The 19,868-nt window shown below is 60.7% G+C and carries 20 protein-coding genes; 10 read left to right on the top strand and 10 right to left on the bottom strand.

The window, feature by feature from the left end; all coding sequences use genetic code 11:
- Positions 1 to 48: 48 nt before the first annotated feature.
- The 5 genes from MHM84_RS06080 to MHM84_RS06100 form a co-directional block, all read right to left on the bottom strand.
- Positions 49 to 540 (bottom strand): hypothetical protein, encoded by a 492-nt coding sequence (locus tag MHM84_RS06080; RefSeq protein WP_239263619.1) that lies wholly within the window; start codon positions 538 to 540, stop codon positions 49 to 51.
- Positions 541 to 640: 100 nt separating this feature from the next.
- Positions 641 to 1,063, bottom strand: a complete 423-nt coding sequence (locus MHM84_RS06085) for a YqaA family protein (protein WP_239263621.1) — start codon at positions 1,061 to 1,063, stop codon at positions 641 to 643.
- A gap of 92 nt (positions 1,064 to 1,155) precedes the next feature.
- Positions 1,156 to 2,097: a DUF808 domain-containing protein gene (locus tag MHM84_RS06090; protein WP_239263623.1), complete on the bottom strand. Its 942-nt coding sequence runs from the start codon at positions 2,095 to 2,097 to the stop codon at positions 1,156 to 1,158.
- Positions 2,098 to 2,171: 74 nt separating this feature from the next.
- On the bottom strand, positions 2,172 to 2,783 hold the full coding sequence (locus tag MHM84_RS06095) for a cyclodeaminase/cyclohydrolase family protein (RefSeq protein WP_239263625.1): 612 nt from the start codon (positions 2,781 to 2,783) through the stop codon (positions 2,172 to 2,174).
- Positions 2,780 to 3,838, bottom strand: a complete 1,059-nt coding sequence (locus tag MHM84_RS06100; protein ID WP_343218272.1) for a ribonuclease Z — start codon at positions 3,836 to 3,838, stop codon at positions 2,780 to 2,782. Before MHM84_RS06100 ends, MHM84_RS06095 begins: the two co-directional genes overlap by 4 nt.
- A 123-nt stretch (positions 3,839 to 3,961) precedes the next feature.
- Here MHM84_RS06100 and MHM84_RS06105 point away from each other — a divergent pair, with 123 nt between their 5' ends.
- The 3 genes from MHM84_RS06105 to MHM84_RS06115 all read left to right on the top strand — a co-directional run bounded on the left by MHM84_RS06105 (position 3,962) and on the right by MHM84_RS06115 (position 5,906).
- Positions 3,962 to 4,408, top strand: coding sequence for a nuclear transport factor 2 family protein (locus tag MHM84_RS06105; RefSeq protein WP_239263627.1), 447 nt, complete (start codon positions 3,962 to 3,964; stop codon positions 4,406 to 4,408).
- A 142-nt stretch (positions 4,409 to 4,550) separates the two neighbouring features.
- Positions 4,551 to 5,495: a 2-dehydropantoate 2-reductase gene (locus MHM84_RS06110; protein ID WP_239263629.1), complete on the top strand. Its 945-nt coding sequence runs from the start codon at positions 4,551 to 4,553 to the stop codon at positions 5,493 to 5,495.
- Positions 5,496 to 5,516: 21 nt separating this feature from the next.
- A complete protein-coding gene (locus MHM84_RS06115; protein WP_239263631.1) occupies positions 5,517 to 5,906 on the top strand; it encodes an AAA family ATPase in 390 nt (129 codons plus the stop codon).
- Between the two features lie 24 nt (positions 5,907 to 5,930).
- Here MHM84_RS06115 and MHM84_RS06120 read toward each other — a convergent pair whose 3' ends face one another.
- Both MHM84_RS06120 and MHM84_RS06125 read right to left on the bottom strand, forming a co-directional pair.
- A complete protein-coding gene (locus MHM84_RS06120) occupies positions 5,931 to 6,644 on the bottom strand; it encodes a DUF3581 domain-containing protein (protein WP_239263633.1) in 714 nt (237 codons plus the stop codon).
- 155 nt (positions 6,645 to 6,799) lie between these two features.
- Entirely contained in the window at positions 6,800 to 7,624 is an 825-nt protein-coding gene (locus MHM84_RS06125) for an SHOCT domain-containing protein (protein ID WP_239263636.1), read from the bottom strand.
- Positions 7,625 to 8,002: 378 nt separating this feature from the next.
- On the opposite strand from MHM84_RS06125, the gene MHM84_RS06130 reads away from it, so the two are divergent.
- The 4 genes from MHM84_RS06130 to MHM84_RS06145 all read left to right on the top strand — a co-directional run bounded on the left by MHM84_RS06130 (position 8,003) and on the right by MHM84_RS06145 (position 13,457).
- On the top strand, positions 8,003 to 8,491 hold the full coding sequence (locus MHM84_RS06130) for a hypothetical protein (protein ID WP_239263638.1): 489 nt from the start codon (positions 8,003 to 8,005) through the stop codon (positions 8,489 to 8,491).
- A gap of 67 nt (positions 8,492 to 8,558) precedes the next feature.
- Positions 8,559 to 9,674, top strand: coding sequence for a hypothetical protein (locus MHM84_RS06135; RefSeq protein WP_239263640.1), 1,116 nt, complete (start codon positions 8,559 to 8,561; stop codon positions 9,672 to 9,674).
- A gap of 137 nt (positions 9,675 to 9,811) precedes the next feature.
- A complete protein-coding gene (locus MHM84_RS06140; protein WP_343218277.1) occupies positions 9,812 to 12,607 on the top strand; it encodes an EAL domain-containing protein in 2,796 nt (931 codons plus the stop codon).
- Between the two features lie 76 nt (positions 12,608 to 12,683).
- Positions 12,684 to 13,457, top strand: a complete 774-nt coding sequence (locus tag MHM84_RS06145) for a PEP-CTERM/exosortase system-associated acyltransferase (RefSeq protein ID WP_239263642.1) — start codon at positions 12,684 to 12,686, stop codon at positions 13,455 to 13,457.
- 7 nt (positions 13,458 to 13,464) lie between these two features.
- On the opposite strand, the gene nanR is transcribed toward MHM84_RS06145, so the two are convergent.
- A complete protein-coding gene (nanR, locus tag MHM84_RS06150) occupies positions 13,465 to 14,172 on the bottom strand; it encodes a transcriptional regulator NanR (protein WP_239263644.1) in 708 nt (235 codons plus the stop codon).
- Between the two features lie 179 nt (positions 14,173 to 14,351).
- Here nanR and MHM84_RS06155 point away from each other — a divergent pair, with 179 nt between their 5' ends.
- From MHM84_RS06155 to MHM84_RS06165, 3 genes are read left to right on the top strand one after another with little or no spacing between them, the layout of a single operon-like run.
- Positions 14,352 to 15,179 (top strand): phosphogluconate dehydrogenase C-terminal domain-containing protein, encoded by an 828-nt coding sequence (locus tag MHM84_RS06155; RefSeq protein ID WP_239263646.1) that lies wholly within the window; start codon positions 14,352 to 14,354, stop codon positions 15,177 to 15,179.
- Positions 15,180 to 15,218: 39 nt separating this feature from the next.
- A complete protein-coding gene (locus MHM84_RS06160; protein WP_239263649.1) occupies positions 15,219 to 16,481 on the top strand; it encodes a ribulose-bisphosphate carboxylase large subunit family protein in 1,263 nt (420 codons plus the stop codon).
- A complete protein-coding gene (locus tag MHM84_RS06165) occupies positions 16,478 to 17,818 on the top strand; it encodes a four-carbon acid sugar kinase family protein (RefSeq protein WP_239263651.1) in 1,341 nt (446 codons plus the stop codon). Before MHM84_RS06160 ends, MHM84_RS06165 begins: the two co-directional genes overlap by 4 nt.
- Positions 17,819 to 17,866: 48 nt before the next feature.
- Here MHM84_RS06165 and MHM84_RS06170 read toward each other — a convergent pair whose 3' ends face one another.
- Both MHM84_RS06170 and MHM84_RS06175 read right to left on the bottom strand, forming a co-directional pair.
- The gene (locus MHM84_RS06170; protein WP_239263653.1) at positions 17,867 to 18,748 is read right to left on the bottom strand and encodes an NAD(P)-dependent oxidoreductase; all 882 of its coding nucleotides are present in this window, start codon (positions 18,746 to 18,748) and stop codon (positions 17,867 to 17,869) included.
- Complete coding sequence (locus tag MHM84_RS06175) at positions 18,745 to 19,860, bottom strand: tartrate dehydrogenase (protein ID WP_239263656.1); 1,116 nt, start codon at positions 19,858 to 19,860, stop codon at positions 18,745 to 18,747. Before MHM84_RS06175 ends, MHM84_RS06170 begins: the two co-directional genes overlap by 4 nt.
- Positions 19,861 to 19,868: the final 8 nt, after the last annotated feature.

Genomic DNA, 19,868 nt, shown 5'->3' on the forward strand with positions numbered 1-19,868 from the left:
TGACGGCAGGGGCAATCGCGCCGGCCCCTGCCGCGTCAGCCTCGGAACTTAGCCCTGGGATTGCGACTGGGTGTCCTGTTCGGGCTGCTGCTCGTTCTTCGAGCCGTCAGGGGCCACCAGATACCACTCCCCACCGAAGCCATGGACGTCCTGACCATTGACCTCGCCCGGCGCCTGATCCTTGACGAAGTAGTACAGCGGCCAACCGCCATAGGTGACCTGGGTACTCCCATCCTCACGCTGGAACGTGTCCACCAGGCCCTCCTGCAGTTGCTCGCCGACCTGGGGCTTACCGCTTTCCAGCGTCAGTGGCGGCCAGGCCTCGGCACACTGGTCCTGACAGGAACTCTTGGCCCGGGTGTCACCCTGGCCTTGCGTATCCGTCGTGAACATGTAGAGCGTCCTGCCCTGCCCATCGGCGACATAGGCGCCGTAGCCGCTGGTGGTCTGTTCAGACAGCTGGACGCTGCCCTGCGACTGGGCCAGGGCCGGCCCGGCGAACGCGATGGCGGCCAACAGCGAAAGCGACATCAGTTTCATGACTGGCACTCCTTTGACGATTGTCGCCTTCAACATAGCAGGTGGACGCGCAGCCATGCTCGGCATTCACCGTTCATGGCAAATTGCATGGCAAAACCGCTCAGAACTGCTGCATGGCCAATAGCACGACCAGATAGCGCGCACCCTTGCCGATGGCGGTCAACACGAAGAAGATCGGGAAGGAAACGCGTAGCAGGCCGGCAATGAAGGTCAGTGCATCGCCCCCTACCGGCAGCCAGGCCAACAACAGCGACCACACGCCGAAGCGGTTGAACCAGCGCTGGGCATGGCCCAGCTTCTTCTCCTTGAAGGGAAACCAGCGCCGGTCCTTGTAGTGTTCCAGGTAGCGCCCCAAGGCCCAGTTCACGGCTGCACCGAGCGTGTTACCCGCCGTAGCGACCGCCAACAGCAGCCAGAATTCATAGCCGGCACGAAACAGGCCGGCCAGCAGCACCTCGGAATAGAAGGGAAGCAGGGTCGCCGCGAGGAAGGAAGACGTGAACAACCCAAAGTATCCCGTCACATCCGCTCCTTTCTTTCATGGGTGAATTGCGGGTTACAGCGTAGCCCTTTGCCGGGCGAGTGTCCGGCAGCCATGACAACGTTGCAACCGGCTCAGTGTGTCGTGCCGCGCTTGCCAGCGAGACGGCCAATGACTTTCACCCCACCTAGCACCACCCCCCCGGCAACGATACCGAACAGGGCGTTGAGCAGCGTGGTTCCCAACGTGCCGAGTACGACGCCGACGCCAGGAACGGCAGCCGAGGCATGCGAGACATCCTCCACGGCATGTTCGAGCAACGGAATGCCATGGGTCAGGATACCGCCACCGACCATGAACATGGCTGCCGTTCCAATGACCGACAGGCTTTTCATCAAGTACGGCGCGGCTCGCAGGATGGCGCTGCCGATGGCACGAGATACCTGACCGGACTTTTTGTCGAGATAGAGTCCCAGGTCGTCGAGCTTGACGATACCGGCCACCAGGCCATACACACCGACGGTCATGAGAATGGCGATACCCGACATGACCACGATCTGCTGGGTCAGGCTGGCCCCGGCTACGGTACCCAATGTGATGGCGATGATTTCCGCCGAGAGGATGAAATCGGTACGTATGGCGCCCTTGATCTTGTCCTTTTCAAAGGCCACCAGGTCGATGTTGGGATCGCCGAGCGCCTTGACCTGTTCGTCATGGTGCAGCTTGTCCTCATCCTTGCTGTGCAGGAATCGGTGCGCCAGCTTTTCGAAACCCTCGTAGCACAGAAAGGCACCGCCCAGCATCAGCAGGGGCGTCACCGCCCAGGGAATGAAGGCACTAATCAGCAACGCGGCCGGGACGAGGATCAGCTTGTTCAGGAACGAGCCCTTGGCCACTGCCCATACCACCGGAAGTTCGCGGTCGGCCGTGACGCCGGTAACCTGTTGCGCATTGAGCGCCAGGTCATCGCCGAGTACGCCAGCGGTCTTCTTGGCCGCCACCTTGGTCATCACCGACACATCATCGAGAATGGTCGAGATATCATCGATCAGGGTCAGTAAGCTCGCACCGGCCAAGGGGGCGTCCTCTTCGCTAGGTTAGGCTGGATCAGCATAACAGTTATTTGCGGTTTCACTGCCACATCGCCGATTCACGTTGGTGCACGCAGTCGGCGCAGGGACTCGTCGGCCTCGTGCTGCAGGGTTTTACGCTCATGGGCCGCTTTTTCCCGTAGCCGGCCATCGTCGAGACCACTGAGATTGGCATCCACGTTCAATAGCACGGCGCTGAGCCCCGAGTGCAGCAACAGTCCTCCGGCGATCACGTCGCTCTGCAAATAGGCCTCGGTCAACGGCCGAGCCTGCAGCGCCAGGGCAAGCCCCGCCAGACAGGCTTCGGCAGTAACCAACGGAATCCGGTTCACCTCTTGCGTCGCGGCGTCCAAGGCCTGATGACGGCGCTCACGTTGCGCCTCGCTGTCCTTGGGCATCTGCAGCGCCTCGAGATAGCCCTCGAATGCCTGCATGTCGCCATCGGCATGGTCGGCCAGCGTTTCCAGCAGTTGCTCCGCTTCGTCGAGCAGCCGCTTGCATTCGGCATCGGGGTGCTTGGCGTCACTGATTCGCAGTCCTTTCATGACCAACGCCAACCCCAAATCTGCCGACGCTGCGGCAGCGGCGCCACAGCCCGGACTGGCGCGCTGCACGATGGCCTCACGGAAATCGAGTAGAGGCAGTGTCCATAGGCTTCGGGGCGTCGTCATGGCCACTCCACCCGGTGGACTTCACCATCGCGCGAGAGCCGGTAGGTCTCGAGGTCTCGGGCCAGGTAGAGCGTGTGGCGATAGTGGCTACGTGCTTCGCGCTCGACATCGTCGATGTTGGGCGTAGCTTGACGGTTGTCGTGATAGCGCGGGCTGAAGTGGGTCAGGATCAGGTTGGGCAACGCCATGGTCTGGGCGAATGTCGCTACGGCGGCCGCCGTGCTGTGCTGGTTGTCGGTGCCCAGCCGTTCGACCACATCCTCCGTGTAGGTGGCTTCATGAACCAGCAGGCTAGCCCCGCGACAGGCCGTCTCGAGCCGCAGCGGATCGTCATTGTCGCCACAGATCACCACTTTTCTTGCCGGTCGCTCGGGCAATAGCACGTCTTCGCTGCGTACCTGCGTGCCATTGTCCAGGGTCACGTCCTCGCCGCGATGCAACCGCCCCCAGTCCGGCCCGCGCGGTACGCCCAGCGTGTCCAGACGCTCGGTGTCCAGCCGGCTTTCCACGCCGCGCTCATGAAAGACGAAGCCGTAAGACGCCACGCCATGCGAGAGTTTCACGGGCTCTACGGCGAAATCCGGTAACCTGAGCGATACGTCCATCGCTTCCACTGCGACGAACTCCAGCGGAAAAGTCAGATGCAATCCAGTGGTCGCCTGGATGGCATCCAGAAAGTCGCGAATCGATGCCGGCGCGATGATGGTGAGTGCATGACGGCGGCCGGCCATCGAGGCACTGGCCAACAGGCCGGGCAGGCCATAGCAGTGATCGCCATGCACATGAGTGATGAAAACGGCCTCCAGCCGATGCAGCGATAGAGGCGTCTGCAATACACGGTGCTGGGTTCCTTCGCCGCAATCGATGAGATACCACGCCTTGCCGCTTTGTTTCTTGAGCGCGGCGGCCGTGACGTTACGCTTGCGGGTCGGCACCCCGGCGGAGGTTCCGAGAAAGACGATTTCCATATCGATATCGACACACTGTCGTTGACTGACGATCCATGTCTCGAGGACAGGGCAATGATCAGGGTAGCGGCAGACCAGCGTGCTCACCAATCTGCGCGTCGCCTCGTGAGAAAAATTTCCCGTCGGCTGTCGATTTGCCCCCATGCCAGACGACAAGGACATGGCAACACGCCAACGCTCTCAACCCTGGCATGCACGAGGACTTCCTTCATGAACACGACGACGGCCAACATCAGCGCAGAAAGCGAGATCCGGGCTCTCATGGATAGCTGGATCCAGGCTTTCCTGGCCAAGGACCTGGACGGCATCATGGCCCACTATGCCCCGGATATCGTGGCATTCGATGCAATTCTCGCCTTGCAGATCAAGGGCCAGCAGGCTTACCGGGAACATTGGGAGAAATGTCTCGGCTTCTGCCAGGGCCCGATCGAATTCAAGCTGCATGAGGTAACGATCGTGGCGGGAGATGAGGTGGCCTACAGCCATTCGCTGACTCACTGCGGCGGAACCAATGAACAAGGCGAGATGCAGGCGAGTTGGATGCGAGGCACCGTCTGCTATCGCAAGCTGGGCGGCCAATGGAAAGCCGTGCACGAGCATTTCTCGGCCCCGTTCGACATGGAAACCGGCAAGGTACTTTTCGATCTCCAGCCATAGTCGTCATTCCCTTCCCACCCATGGTGACCTGGCCCGCTTTCATGCGGGCCTTCTCATGGGTTACGTCGCCATGGTGGTGTCCGTTCGGCCTGGCTTCTTATACTGATGACTTTTCCAAGCCATCCAGGCAAAAGGGCATGACATGCGTATAGCGATCTATGGCGCTGGCGGCGTCGGTGGGTATTTCGGGGGTCGCCTCGCCGAAGCTGGCGAGGATGTGACTTTCCTCGCCCGGGGCGAGCATCTGGCAGCGATCCAGCGAGACGGCCTGAGCGTGAAGAGCGTGGCCGGCGACTTTCATATCGCCAATGCCCAGGCCACCGACGACCCTGCCATGGTGGGTAAAGTGGATTGTGTGATTCTGGCCGTGAAGGCTTGGCAAGTCGCCGAGGCCGTGGACGCCATGCGGCCGATGATTGGCGCAAACACCTTCGTGGTGCCGTTCGAGAACGGTGTGGAAGCCGCCGACCAGGTCGCCGCCGCATTGGGCGAACGGCATGCCGTCGGTGGCCTGTGCGGCATTCTCGCTTACCGCGACGCCCCTGGACATATCGTGCATGCGGGCGTCGATCCGTTCGTACGTTTCGGTGAGCGAGACAACCGCCCCAGCGAGCGTCTCGAAACGCTCAAGCTCGCCTTCGAGCGGGCACATGGCGTTCAGGCCGAAATTCCCGAAGACATCACCGTGGCGTTTTGGAGCAAATTCCTGTTCATCTGTGCCATGAGCGGGATCGGCGCCATCACTCGCGTGCCCATCGGCGTGAGCCGCCAATTACCGCAGACCCGCGGCATGATCGAACGAATCCTCGACGAGATCGTCCAGGTCGGGCGTGCGCGAGGCGTCGCCCTGCCGGACAACGCCGTCCAGCGTGCCTTGAAGTTCATTGACGCTCTGCCAGCCTCGGGCACCGCCTCCATGCAGCGCGACATCATGGACGGTCACCCGTCCGAACTGGAGTCTCAGAATGGGGCAGTGGTGCGTCTGGGAGAGGCATGCGGCGTGGCAACGCCAGTCAACGCCCTAATCTATGCCGCTCTGCTGCCCCAGGAGCGAGCGGCCCGTGGCGAACCTTCATCGGAATGCTGAGGAACGGAGGAAGATAACGGCATGCCCAACCTCTACCTCATACGCGGCCTGCCCGGCGCGGGCAAGACCACGTTGGCGCACAGCATCGTCGATCCGTCGCGAGTATTCGCGGCGGACGACTACTTTTACGATGCCGAGGGCAATTACCGGTTCGATGTCGACCGCCTGTGGCCGGCGCACCGCAACTGCCAGGTCGCCGTGACCCGGGCGATGGAGAGCGGCGACGACATCGCAGTGGCCAACACCTTCACTCGCACCCGGGAAATGAAACCCTACATGAAGCTGGCCGAGGAGCACGGTTACCGGGTGTTCTCGCTGATCGTCGAGAACCGCCATGGCGGCAACTCGCTTCACGACGTACCCGAGGAGGACGTCGAGCGCATGCGACAGCGCTTCAACGTCAGGCTGTAGCGCTAGTTGTCGAACCCATCGGGGTCAGACGGTGACGTCGTAGTCGCGCTTGCGCCGGTTGAAGTCTTCGACGAAGGCGTCCATGACCTCGGCATCATAGGGCTGCAAGCCGCTCACCACCAGTTTCTTGGAGCCGCTGCCGACCGCCTCGCCACCGGACAGCATGCGGAATTCCAGGAGAGCCTCGCCGCGCTTGCCGTTGACCTCGAAGCTCGAGCCGGCAAACTCCACGTCGAGCGACGCAACGTCCAGGCTATCGAGGATGAACCCCATGCTGTCATAGATGACCAGTGGCCGCTGTGGGTTGAACATCACCCCCTGGGTTTCCATCAATGGCTGCAGGTAATGCGGAAAGTTGCGTCCGGAAAAGGCAATGTAGCGCCGCGTAAAGGCTTCGATCACGACAGGATCGCGGGTAGCCTCGCCACTGCGCTCCACGCAAAGATATTCCTTACCGGCATCGTCGACGATACTGAGCGTGCCATCTTCGTCCTCGCGGATAGTCAATGGCACATCAGCACCGACCATGCCGCGGAAATGGAATGTCATGCGTTGCGACAACCCATGACGCGCCAGTACCAACGCAAACAGCAAATCGCCCGGGACACAGAAACGGCGTGCCTCAGGGTCGTGAATCGGGTTGTAATCGCCGGCCATTTGCTTGGCGAACTGACTGGCTTGCTCCGCGGCAATGCAAAGCCGCTCATCGGCCAAGGTGTAGAAATCGTCGAGAAACATACGGTCCTGTCACCGGTAACGCCACTGAGGCACCGGTATCGTTACTGTTTGCAGAGACTGCCCGGGTGACTGTTTCTATCATTCCAGGCCAGCCAAGACCAGAGGATATCGGCCATCAGCGTAAAAAAGTCTCGGGGTGACGCGTCCCGTCATCGCTACAGTCGTTTCAACAGTTCGGCTTTTTTGGCCGCAAACTCTTCGTCAGTCAAAAGCCCTTTTTCCTTGAGGCCACCGAGACGTTCGATAGCATTGAAGACATCGGATTCCGCAGCGCCCGCGGAGGGCTTGGTCGTGACGGCCCTTGGCTCTGAGGTGCTCGGTTTTGCGGGGCTTGACTCTCGAGACGAGCGATCCTCATGTGAGACCAACGGCAAGCTGGCCAGATCGACGCTGCCATGCTGGCTGGTGAAAGTGAACGATCCGCCCATGCCCTGCTGCTGGGAGAAGCCACCGATGCGATGATCGCCCGTATCGTAGATACGGACATTGCCACCGGCTCGCACGGCAAGTCGACGGGAATCGGCAAAATAAGCGTAGCTCACGTCATTCTGTGCCCCGGTAGCGTTGGGCACGCCCAGCTCGCTTGGCCACCAGCGATCGGCCGGGTCGGACACGAACAGGCTCGAGATACCCTGCGGCGTACCGCCAGCCTGTTGCTGTCCGCCCCCGCCCTGGCTCTGGGACTGAAAACTACCACTCGTCTGCAATAAACCCGGTTGGTTGGCGAGAATATCGGCGATCTCATGACATAGCGCGTCGACACGCCCCTTGAGGGAGTGATTGAACATGTCACTGAGCATCAGCATTCCGCCACGCATCCATTGGCCGGAGCCACCGAATTCGGGATGGGAGAACTGCGCCATGCCGCCATTGCCGTTGCGCACGGCAAACAGCATGTGGGTCACGGCATCGGCACTGAAGCCATGGCGTCGGGCAAGATCGTCGACGATCGCCTGCCCTTGCGGCGTGAGTCGTTGCATGGCTACCCACCCTGTCTGAACTGGATTCCCACAGTCTAGTCGAGAATCGCGACCGAACGATGACTCACGGACGCGCCTGAACAAGCCCCGGCTTGGGACGACAGTGCACCAAGCATCCCCTGAAAACGCCTCGGAAAGCGTCGATGTTCAACGAAGAGAAAGCGCGTCGGCGTGGCAAACTGAGGCAGGTCAGCAAAGGAAGAAATGTACCGCTTTGCAATCCGCAGCACTAAGTACGTAATATCCGGTAAGCAAAAATACGGTGCATTTTCATTCCACCTGAACCAGACTACATGAAGCATAAATTCTCAACAGAATGATTTTTCTCAAAATTTTTGATGATGGCGGATATTGGGTTTCCTCATTTGGAATCGACAAATGCCACCTAGTCGGCGGGATTGGACAACGACGGAGCTGGACAGGCTAACCCGGAGCTTTGCTGCGCGCTGGCTGGTGCTGATCGCGCTGAGCCTGGCTTGCCTGACAAGCTGGGCAGACGACCCCAACGACGTGATCATGATCGCCCATCCCAATGTTCGAGTAGACACGCTGGCGCGGGATACGGCACGCGCCATCTTTGGCATGCGCCAGCGAACCTGGCCCGATGGACAGGCTGTCAGTGTCTTCGTACTTCCCGATAGCCACCCTATACATGCTCGTTTCGCCAAGTCACTGCTTGACGTTTACCCCCACCAGTTACGACTGGCTTGGGATCGTGCCGTTTTTTCGGGGACCGGCCAGGCCCCCAACCGAGTTTCAACACAGGCCGAACTCCTTCACCACGTTGCTTCGACACCGGGTGGCTTGGGTTACATACAAAGAGGTTACGTGAATGACAGCGTCCGTATACTGTCGCTGGCAAAATAAGGCTCCGGTTCGAGGGGGCCTATTAGCAGGCCTGTTTTGCGTTGCATCGCCGGCCATGGCAAATGACATGGCAGACACTCTTCAAGTACATGGTTTTCTCAGTCAGGCCTGGGTTATCAGCAAGGGAAACGATTTCTTTGGCCCCAGCAGCGACGATAACGGCAGCTTTCAATACCGTGAGATGGGGCTGAATGCCTCATTGCGCCCACATCGTGATGTTCTGGTAGCGGCACAGCTATTGAGTCGTCGTGCAGGCATTTATTCCGACGATACGTCACCGGTGCTCGATTACGGCATCGTCGACTATCAGTTCCTTTCTTCCGAAGAGCGACGCCTTGGCCTTCAAATCGGGAGATTCAAGAATCCATTCGGTTTCTACAACCAGACACGTGATGTCGCCTTTACGCGTCCCAGCATTTTGTTGCCTCAGTCCATCTATTTCGAGCGCACGCGTTCCTTGGCTTTGGCTGCCGATGGCGCAGCTATCTATGGTGAGGAGCGCCTGGATTCAGGCGTTTTGCGAACCCAGTTCGGCGTTGGAACACCACGAACTGACGATGACCTGGTCGAATCCCTGGGGCTCGGCGAGGAACCGGGTTCCCTGGATGGCCGTACCTCTTTCATTGGGCAGCTGCTCTATGAGCACGATGGTGGGCGAATCATCGGAGCTCTGAGCGCAGCTAGTGTTGACGCTCATTTCGACTCGGGCCCAGGCGGACCGGGCAGTGCCGATTTCCATTTCCAACCCTGGATACTGTCGTTTCAATACAACGAGGAAGACTGGAGCCTGACAGCGGAATACGCCCTGCGCAGCCTCTCTCTGCAGGGGTTCGACAATTCGCGTAGAAACTTCGATATGACTGGTGAGAGCTGGTACGTCCAGTATACCCGTCGCTTTGAAAAAGACTGGCAGTGGCTGTTGCGCTATGACGTGCTGGCCAATGACCGGGAAGACCGCTGGGGCAACCAGTATGAAAACGCCGGGTATGGACCGGCCTACTCACGCTATGCCAAGGACTGGACAACAGGGCTGCAATGGAGATTGACCCCCCAAATCATGCTTTCCACCGAATATCACCTCGTTGAAGGCACAGGCTGGCTCCCCATCATCAATCGCCAAAGCGAGGCTAACCGGGAGAAGTATTGGGACATGTGGCTCATGCAAGCCTCGTTTCGCTTTTGACCGTGCCTCATTACAGGCCCCACACGACCGCTCACGATCGTCGACCGACCAGGAAGGAGTGGATATTGACGCCTAGACGCTTTCTGGCAGTACCAGGCATACGGCATTTGCGGGGCAGTATCACTTGGCGTGCCATCTTGCTGACCAGCCTGTTGCTGCTGGGGCTTGCCTCGCTATTCACCGTCATTAGTCACGATCGCCTGACGGATCGCTTCGCCCAGGCACGCCAATCCATCTACCAGACGCGTGCCAGCGAGATCGAACTCGCCATAGACGAGTCGGCCGAGAAACTGCAGTTGCTGGCCGGCATGGTATCCGCTTCCGACAGGCTCGGTCACGCCATGCAGCAGGACAATGGCCAAGCGGCTGCCGATGTACTCGATCCACTATGGCCCACCCTACAGCTGGATGCAGGTATTGACGAGATACGGGTCCTTGATTCTCGCGGCAAGTCACTGACTTCCGTAGGCCAATCGTTGGGCGGGAATGAAGACCAGCTAATTTCCGACATGATCCGGCACGTCATGGCTACGGAAACCCCTCAGACCTTACTGCGCTGTGCCGACGACTGCCGTCAATATGCTGCCGTTCCAGTCCTGGTGGAAGGAAGCAGTGTAGGTCTGGTGCTGTTCTCACGCTCATTGGCCGACGTCACACGCTATCTGCGCAGTATGTCGGAGAGCGAAGTCGCCTTGTTGGTGACGAATGACGATGCCAATGCTCTCCCAGGCAGGTCCGAGCGCCACATTGCGCCCTGGAAAGGGAGTTTGGTGACGTTGACCCATGGCGAAGCCAGCTTGCCGCTTCTTAAGTCTGCTGCAAACGACATTGGTCTCTCTCATCTTCTCGACGCACCTTGGACATTCGATTATCAAGGCCGAAACTATGAGTTAATTGCGCTGAGCATCGGCGAGAGTAGCGATTACTCGTCTGCAGGTTATTTTTTGCTGCTTTCAGACATAACGGACCAGATAGCGGATATCCGAACAGAAACCCAGAGCACGCTATTGGTCGCCTTGTCGGGCTGGTTGGCCGCTGAAGGACTCCTGATGTGGATACTGTGGCCTCCCATGGCACGGCTACGCCGCCTGGCCTCGTTGCTACCCAGGTTGGCACAGCGAGACTTTCCGGCGATTACCCAATCCGTTCATCCCAAGCAAGGTCCATTCATGGATGAAACCGACACTCTGGAGCGCGCTACCCTCGACCTTGCAATGCAGTTGGAGGCTTTGGAACGCGCCGTGTCCAACCGCGATCGGGAATTGACTCAACGACTCCGAGAGCTGGGACTCGAACGGGATTTCATCACCGGCCTGCTGGATACAGCACATGTCCTGATTCTGACTCAGGACCGGGAAGGGCGCATCAGGCTCGTCAATCAATACGCCGAAAGCGTGACCGGTCAGACCAGTAAAGCCTTGTTGGGTCGCCGCTTCATTGACGTGTTCATGCTCGCCGAGCCGGATCGCACTCGCCCCTTTGACCGCCCCAGCCAGGAAGAAGGCACTCTTAAGGCGGCCACGCAGGAAAGCCGGCGTATCGTTTGGTATCACGCCCCACTCCCCGGCAGGGACAGTGGCGACGGGACGCTGATCTCGGTGGGTATCGATATCACCGAACGTAAAATCGCCGAGGAGCGTCTCGCCTGGCTAGCGAACCGCGACCCGCTAACCGACCTTTATAACCGGCGCTATTTCCAGGAGGTGCTCGAGCGCACATTGGTCCCAGACGCCCATGGGGCCGTGCTGTTCCTGGATCTCGACCAGTTCAAGGAAGTCAATGAACTCAGTGGACACCCTGCCGGTGACCAGTTGTTGCGTTTGGTTGCCAGAACGCTGGAAGCCGAGATCGGTAACGAAGCAAGGATCGCAAGATTGGGGGGAGACGAGTTTTCGATTCTCATCGAGAACATCGATGCCGATGAAGCGACACAAACCGCCGAGCGCATCGTGAGGGCCTTGGAGACGACCAGCTTTGCCATTAGCGGTCGTCGTCATCGCGCAATCGGCAGTATGGGCATTGCCCTCTATCCCGAGCATGGCACAAGCCCGGCCGACATCATGGCAAGTGCCGACTTTGCCATGTACAGAGCCAAGGAGAGCGCAGTACAGCGGTGGTATTTACTCTCCAAGGATGCCTACTCTCGCAAGGAACTTCAGCAGCGCGTCTACTGGGTCGAGCGCATTCGCGAAGCCCTCCGCACGGGTGATTTCGAACTTCTGCTTCAGCCCATTGCCCGTCTCGACAATGGTGAAACCCAGCATTTCGAGGCGTTACTGCGCATGCATGGTAATGATGGCAATTACGTCATGCCTGGCCTGTTCATTCCGATCGCCGAACGTAGCGGACAGATCGTGGAATTGGATCGTTGGGTGCTCAAAGAGAGTCTACGGCTACTTAATCAAGTGAGGGACAGCGGTATTAGTTTGGCAGTCAACCTGTCGGGCCAATCGCTTCACGACAGTGGTCTTGCAAAGTTCCTGCAGCAGGAACTATTAGCCAGCGGTGCCAACCCTCATCAACTGATTCTCGAAGTCACCGAAACGGCAGCGGTTACGGATTTTTCGACGGCTCGTGGTGTTCTGCAAGATATCAGAGACCTTGGCTGCAAGGCTGCACTCGACGACTTTGGCGTGGGCTTCAGCAGTTTCCATTACCTGGCCCAGTTACCCGCTGACTACATCAAGATAGATGGCTCATTCATTCAGAAACTGCTGGATAGCCCCGAGGATAGGCTCATCGTCAGAGCGATCGCTGATATCGCCTCAGGCTTCGGCAAACAGACGATCGCTGAATTCGTGGATAATCCAGCCATGCTTCCCATCCTCAAGGAGTATGGCATCACTTATGCACAGGGATACCATATTGGCCGCCCCTCACCGGCAAAAGATATTCTTGCGCAGCAACTTGCAAAAAACGGTGTGAAGCAGTAACAATCCGTTTCAATAAAGACGCATACCAGCAAACAACGAGCGGTCATCACAAGGATATGGAACGAAGGGAATTGGCTTGAACGTACTCAACGATTTTTTGTCGTCGTTTGAGTTCCGCTTGGTGGCGACTGAAGCAGAAAGGCAACGAGCCTATGCATTGCGCCATGCCGTTTTCCGGCGGGAACTCGATTACCAAATGACAGAGGATGCTGACTTAAGGCTCGAAAGCGACCTTTACGATCAAAAATCGCTGATGGTCATGCTGGAGCATAAGCGTAGTGGACTAAGCGCCGGCTGTATGCGAATGGTGCCTGCACTCGGGATTGGGCCGGCCCATTTGCAACGACTCCCCCTCGAAGAACACTGTACGGACAGCCTGACTCATCCCCAACTGCACCCGCAGAAGCTTCCTCGAGAAAAAGTATGCGAGATATCTCGTCTGGCCGTACCCGCCTATTTTCGCCATCGTTCGCAAAAACAGCATCTTATCGATGTCGCCGATGCCACCCATCCATCGTTTTCGCCCGATGAAGCCCGTACTTTTCCGCTTATCGGTATTAGCTTGTTCCTTGCAGCGACGGCTTTGGTCGGGCTGACCGGTCATTACCATGTGTTTGCCATGATGGAGTCTCGACTGCCTCGACTGCTGGCTATACAGGGATTGCGCTTTCAGCGGGTGGGTGAGCTGACGGTTTTTCACGGAAAACGTCATGCTTTCTATATCGACCAACGCCAAGCTGTCATCGACATGCAGCCAACACTCGCGGCCCTGTATCGCCATGTCGAAGAGACACTGACTCGACAGTACCACCAGAAAGTCCTGTCGCTGGATAGCGTGACTTTTTCATGAGCTGAACTCACGTCAACACATACAACCTCCCCGCCCGATCGAGGTGCGCTCGCATCTCGTCGGTTGCCGCATCGCCGTCATGCCGGCGAATGGCCTCGAGAATGCGCGCATGCTCTTCCAGCGTGACTTGCTCGTTGCCTTTCCAGTGCAGCGCCGAGGTATGAAAATTCGCCAGCCAATCGAGCATGGCGTTGCTCACGGCAAGGAAGATGGCATTGCCGGTAATCTCGGCAATGGCGACATGAAAGGACATGTCCGCCTTGATGAACGCGCCGGCATCGCCATTCAGATGGGCGCGCTGCGCCTCGAGCAGGCCTTCCAGCCGCTCGGTGTCCGCTTTCGTGGCTTTCTCCGCCGCCCGGGCAACCATGCCGAGTTCGAAGAAGGCCCTCGCCTCCTTGAGCTGCTCCAGCGACTGCGGCGAACTCGACAGCATATGCATGGCCGTCAGTTCGATCTGCGAGAGCACGCCCGACGCCGTCGGCATGGTGACCGTGGGCCGCTGGCCATGGTGAATGCTTACCAGGCCGGCACGCTCCAGAGACTGCATCGCCTCGCGTACCGCCGGCCGCCCCACCCCGAACATCTCCATCAACTGGCGCTCCGACGGCAGGTTCTCGCCCGGCCGGTAATCGCCATTGAGCAGCATGGCGTATAGCCGATCGAACACGTCGTCGGATAGCTTGCGGCGGGCAATCTTCAGGGTGTCGCTCATGGCGTGTCTCTTGCGGTGGCCGGAAGGCAGTGTATTCAATCGTCTTGCAGCGTGCAGCCTGGTGGAAAGGCTGATATTGCGACCAAAGTCGCGTTTGACAGCCCAACCAACTTGTCATGTCATCATACCAGTTGCAATTCGCTTCTTCCCTACCAATCGGCAAAGGCAGGACAACGACAATGACACGCATCGCACTGATCGGCGCCGGCGGCAAGATGGGGTTCCGGCTGTCACGCAACCTGAAGGGCTCGGAATTTTCGGTCGACCACGTCGAGGTCAGCGAGGCGGGACGACAGCGACTCTCTCAGGAACTGGGCATCGAATGCACCGATGCCGAGCGTGCCGTGCCGAATGCCGAGGTGGTGATCCTGGCCGTACCGGACACGCTGGTCGGCAAGATATCCCACCAGCTCTCGCCGATGATGGAAAATGGCACCATGGTCGTCACGCTCGATGCCGCAGCGCCCTTTGCCGGTCATCTGCCTGCGCGTGACGATCTGACCTACTTCGTCACCCACCCCTGCCATCCGCCGATCTTCAACGACGAGACGGACCTGGAAGCCAAGAAGGATTACTTCGGCGGCCTCAAGGCCACCCAGCATATCGTCAGTGCCCTGATGCAGGGGCCGGAAGACAGCTTCGAGCTCGGCGAGCGCATCGCCCGGACCATCTACGCCCCGGTGGGCCGCTCGCACCGGGTCAGCGTCGAGCAGATGGCCCTGCTCGAGCCAGGGCTTTCGGAGACGGTCTGTGCCACCCTGCTGGCCGTCATGCGCGAAGCCATGGATGAAGTCGTTGCGCGCGGCGTCTCCCAGCAGTGTGCCCGCGACTTCCTGCTCGGCCACATGAACATCCTCTCCGCCGTGATCTTCGACGAGCAGCCCGGGGCGTTCTCGGATGCCTGCAACAAGGCCATCGAAAACGGCAAGCCGATGCTGATGCGCGACGACTGGAAAAAGGTTTTCGAGCCCGAGGAGATCGCCGAAAGCATCCGCCGCATCACCTGATCGCAGGCGTTGACCGCAGGGTCTGACAGGAGGTTCACCATGAGCGAACGGATCCACGCCAGCTATCTCATCGAGACACCCTACCCGGTCGAGCGGGCCGCCGAGGTGATGGCCGGCGAACAATCGTCGGGCACCTTCACCCGGCTGGCCAACGAGACCGACGAGTTGCGCGCCAACCATGGTGCCATCGTCGAGCGCATCGAGCGGCTCGAGTGCGTCGAGACACCTTCACTGCCGGTGCGTCCGACCAGGGGCAGCGACATGCCACGCTATCAGCGGGCGCGGGTCACGCTGTCCTGGCCGATCGCCAACCTGGGGCCGTCGCTGCCGAACCTGCTCTCGACGGTGGCCGGCAACCTGTTCGAGCTCAAGGAGTTCTCGGCCCTCAAATTGCTTGACCTGACGCTGCCGGCGAGCTTCGCCGCGGCCTATCCGGGACCGCAGTACGGTATCGCCGGCACGCGCGAACTCACCGGCATCGAGCGACGCCCGCTGATCGGCACCATCATCAAGCCCAGCGTGGGCCTGTCGCCGGCGCAGACCGCCGAGGTCGTCGAGCAGCTCGTCGAGGGCGGCATCGACTTCATCAAGGACGACGAGCTGCAGGCCAACGGGCCGCACAACCCGCTCGAGGCGCGTGTCGATGCGGTCATGCCGATCATCAACGCCCATGCCGAACGCACCGGGCGCAAGGTGATGTACGCCTTCAATATCACCGATGACCTGGATGCCATGCTGCGTCACCACGACTACGTGGCGGCCGCCGGGGGCATCTGCGCCATGGTCGCGCTCAACAGCGTGGGATTGACCGGGGTCGCATACCTGCGCAGGCATTGCCGCCTGGCCCTGCACGGTCATCGCGCCGGCTGGGGTATTTACAGCCGTTCGCCGCACATCGGCATGAGTTTCATCGCCTACCAGAAGCTTTGGCGTCTGGCCGGGGTCGACCATATCCACGTCAACGGCCTGGCCAACAAGTTCAGCGAGGCCGATGACAGCGTCATCGCCAGCGCCCGGACCTGCCTGATGCCGATGTTCGCCCCACCTGCACCGGGCTGCGAGGTGATGCCGGTATTCTCTTCCGGCCAGACGGCACGTCAGGCGGTGGATACCTACCAGGCGCTGGGCAGCACCGACCTGATCTTCTGTGCCGGTGGCGGCATCATGGCCCATCCCGACGGCATCGCCAGCGGCGTGAAGAGCCTGCGCCAGGCCTGGGATGCCGCCGTTCAGGGCGTGACGCTGGAAGCCTATGCCGCCGAGCATCGCGAACTCGCCCAGGCCCTGGAGACCTTCCCATGAGCGCGACCGAGACACTCATCACCTACTATGGCGATGACCTGACCGGCTCGACCGATGCCCTGGAGGCCCTGAGCAGTCGAGGCGTGCCGACGGTGCTGTTCACGGCCATCCCCGACGATGAGCAGCTGGCCCGCTTCGCGGCGTGCCGCGCCATCGGGCTGGCCGGCACCAGCCGCAGCGAGTCGCCGGCCTGGATGCACGAGCACCTGACGTCGGCGCTGAGCTGGCTGCGTGAACGCCGTGCCGGGCTGTGCCACTACAAGACCTGCTCGACCTTCGACAGCGCACCCGGGACCGGCAGCATCGGCTGTGCGCTGGAGATCGGGCGCGATGTGTTCGGCCAGGCCTGCGTGCCGATCGTGGTCGGCGTGCCGCAGATGAAGCGTTATACCGCCTTCGGCCAACTGTTCGCGGCCTATCGGGGCGACGTGTATCGTATCGACCGGCATCCGGTGATGGCGCACCATCCGGTGACGCCGATGCGCGAAGCCGATCTGCGCCGCCACCTCGCCGCTCAGACCGCACTGGACATCGGCCTGGCGGATCTGGCCTCGCTGACCGCCGAGGATATCGACCAGCGTGTCGACGACTGGCAACGCCGTCATCAGGCGCTGCTTTACGATGTCATCGATGAAGCCACCCAGGCCAGCGTAGGTCACCAGTTGTGGCGCACGCGCCAGGCCGGTGGCAGCTATGTCGTGGGCTCCTCGGGTGTCGAGTACGCGCTGATTCCCGAATGGCGCAACCTAGGGCTGATCGGCCCGCCGCCAAGCTTTGCCGACCCCGGCGGCGTGGAGCGAATCGCCGTGGTCTCGGGCAGTTGCTCGGAAACCACCGCCCGCCAGATTGACTGGGCGAAAGACCACGGCTTCCAGACCATTGCCGTGAACGCCGCCCGGCTGGCCGACCCGGCAACCGGCGAGGCGGCACGCGACGAGGCATTGCAGCGCGGCCTGGGGGCCCTGCAGGCCGGCGTGAGCGTGATCCTGCATACCGCGCTGGGCCCCGATGCCGCCGATCCGATGCTGAATACCGAGCAGGCCCGCCACGGCATCGGTCGGCGCCTGGGTGAGATCCTGCGCGAGCTGGTCATTGCCGAAGGCCTGACACGCGTGGTGGTTGCCGGCGGTGATACCTCGAGCCATGCCATCGAGCAACTGGGTATCCATGCCCTGACCACACGCCTGCCATTGCCGGAGACGCCGGGGTCGCCGCTGTGCATGGCCTATAGCGATGACGCGCGCTTCGATGGCCTGGAGATCGCCTTCAAGGGCGGCCAGATCGGCAGCGACAGCTATTTCGCCGCCATCCGCGATGGTGGCCGCACCCGACACTGACGGGGTTTAGTCCCGAGACGCCAGGTCTGCGTCTCGGCAATTCCTCCCTTAGCGCTCCTCCAGGATACGGATCAATTCCGGCGCCAGGCGGTCGCCATGGCCCTGATCGTTGACCTCGCGATATAACGCCTCGATGGCCTCGGCGACCCGATGTGGTGCCTTCACGTCCTTGGCCATGGCGTTGTAGTAGCCGACGTCCTTGAGCGTATTGGCCAGACTGAAACGGAACCCCGAGGGGTCGTCGGCGGCGATGAACGGACGCAATCGCTCGAGCACCACGCCGGCACCTCCGCCATTACCCAGCACCTCGAGGAACACATCGTCGGCGATCCCGGCATGCCGTGCCGCCGACGCAGCCTCGGCGAGCACCGCGGTGAAGCCCAGCGAGACATAATTGTGCAACAGCTTGAGCTTGTGACCCGAGCCCACCGGGCCGCCATGGGTAATGTTTTCGGCAAAGTCCTGCAGCAGCGGCAGCACGTCACGGAACAGCTCGTCCGGTGCCCCGACGATCAGGTTCAGGCGACCTTCGGCGGCCTCCCTGGGCGTGCGTGTCATGGCGGCATCCAGGAACTGTCCGCCGGCCTCGGCGACTCGCTCGGCTATCTTTACCGTGGAGCTGGGAATCGCCGTGGAACAGTCGATGACGATGGTGCAACTGCCCAGCCCCTCGATGACGCCACCCGGCTCGAACAGCACGCTTTCCACCTGAGGCGTGCCGGTCACGCACAGAATGACCACTTCGGACGCCTCGGCGACCTCGCGGGCGCTGTGCTTGAGCACAGCGCCTTTGCCGAGCAGATCATCAACCGGCTGATTGCCGGGATGATCGAGAAAACACAATTCATGATTGTGGCGCAGCAGGCTGGTGGCAATGCCATGGCCCATCAGGCCGATGCCCACCATGCCGACGCGATAGGGTCTGCTCATGCCCGCTCCTCCTCCATGGCTGGCTGGGGTTGGGCGTCGCCCGCCGTCAGCGCCTCGGCGATGGCTCGGCCGAGCGTCTCGGTCGTGCCGTTGCCCTTCAGGTCCGGCGTGATCACGCTCGGATCGCCACGCTCCATGACCATCTCGATGGCGCTGACGATGGCCTTGCCGGCTTCGACCTCGCCCAGGTGCTCGAGCATCATCGCGCCGCACCAGATCTGGCCGATGGGATTGGCGATGCCTTTTCCGGCGATATCCGGCGCGCTGCCATGGACCGGCTCGAACAGGCTGGGGTACTCGCGTGTGGGGTTGATGTTGCCGGAGGGAGCAATGCCGATGGTGCCGGTACAGGCCGGGCCCAGGTCGGAAAGAATGTCGCCGAACAGGTTGCTGGCCACCACCACGTCGAACCAGTCGGGATGCAGCACGAAGTTGGCGGTAAGAATATCGATATGGAACTGATCGACACTGACGTCCGGGTAATTCGCCTTCATCGCCTTGACCCGCTCGTTCCAGTACGGCATCGAGATCGACAGACCGTTGGACTTGGTCGCCGAGGTCAGCTTTTTACGGGAGCGGGTGGCTGCCAGCTCGAAGGCGTACTTGAGCACACGGTCGACGCCGGTGCGGGTCATGATGGTTTCCTGCAGCACGACTTCGCGGTCGGTGCCCTCGAACACGCGGCCGCCCACACGCGAATACTCGCCCTCGGTGTTCTCGCGCACCACCATGAAGTCGATGTCGCCCGGACCGCGTCCCTTGAGTGGGCTTTCGATGCCCGGCATCAGCCGGCACGGGCGCAGGTTGACGTACTGGTCGAAGGCGCGCCGGAACTTGAGCAGCGAGCCCCACGCCGAGACGTGATCGGGCACGGTGTCCGGCCAGCCTACCGCACCGAAGAAGATGGCATCGAAGCGGGTCAGCGTCTCGTACCAGTCGTCCGGCAGCATGTCGCCGTGCGCCATGTAGTAGGCGCAACTGGCGAAGTCGAACTGCTCGAACGCCAGCGACAGGTTGAAGCGCTTCGCCGCCGCTTCCAGCACGCGAAGCCCCTCCGGCACGACCTCGAGGCCGATCCCGTCGCCCGGTAACACCGCAATCCTGTAGGTCATCGTTGTCT

The sequence above is a fragment of the Halomonas sp. McH1-25 genome, from assembly GCF_022348165.1.
Lineage (GTDB): Bacteria > Pseudomonadota > Gammaproteobacteria > Pseudomonadales > Halomonadaceae > Modicisalibacter.

Coding starts and splice junctions, on each gene's coding strand:
- MHM84_RS06170 (WP_239263653.1), bottom strand. CDS start 18,748: ATGAGCAGACCCTATCGCGTCGGCATGGTGGGCATCGGCCTGATGGGC.
- MHM84_RS06165 (WP_239263651.1), top strand. CDS start 16,478: ATGAGCGCGACCGAGACACTCATCACCTACTATGGCGATGACCTGACC.
- nanR (WP_239263644.1), bottom strand. CDS start 14,172: ATGAGCGACACCCTGAAGATTGCCCGCCGCAAGCTATCCGACGACGTG.
- MHM84_RS06175 (WP_239263656.1), bottom strand. CDS start 19,860: ATGACCTACAGGATTGCGGTGTTACCGGGCGACGGGATCGGCCTCGAG.
- MHM84_RS06125 (WP_239263636.1), bottom strand. CDS start 7,624: ATGCAACGACTCACGCCGCAAGGGCAGGCGATCGTCGACGATCTTGCC.
- MHM84_RS06115 (WP_239263631.1), top strand. CDS start 5,517: ATGCCCAACCTCTACCTCATACGCGGCCTGCCCGGCGCGGGCAAGACC.
- MHM84_RS06080 (WP_239263619.1), bottom strand. CDS start 540: ATGAAACTGATGTCGCTTTCGCTGTTGGCCGCCATCGCGTTCGCCGGG.
- MHM84_RS06110 (WP_239263629.1), top strand. CDS start 4,551: ATGCGTATAGCGATCTATGGCGCTGGCGGCGTCGGTGGGTATTTCGGG.
- MHM84_RS06095 (WP_239263625.1), bottom strand. CDS start 2,783: ATGACGACGCCCCGAAGCCTATGGACACTGCCTCTACTCGATTTCCGT.
- MHM84_RS06120 (WP_239263633.1), bottom strand. CDS start 6,644: ATGTTTCTCGACGATTTCTACACCTTGGCCGATGAGCGGCTTTGCATT.
- MHM84_RS06130 (WP_239263638.1), top strand. CDS start 8,003: ATGCCACCTAGTCGGCGGGATTGGACAACGACGGAGCTGGACAGGCTA.
- MHM84_RS06160 (WP_239263649.1), top strand. CDS start 15,219: ATGAGCGAACGGATCCACGCCAGCTATCTCATCGAGACACCCTACCCG.
- MHM84_RS06135 (WP_239263640.1), top strand. CDS start 8,559: ATGGCAGACACTCTTCAAGTACATGGTTTTCTCAGTCAGGCCTGGGTT.
- MHM84_RS06105 (WP_239263627.1), top strand. CDS start 3,962: ATGAACACGACGACGGCCAACATCAGCGCAGAAAGCGAGATCCGGGCT.
- MHM84_RS06155 (WP_239263646.1), top strand. CDS start 14,352: ATGACACGCATCGCACTGATCGGCGCCGGCGGCAAGATGGGGTTCCGG.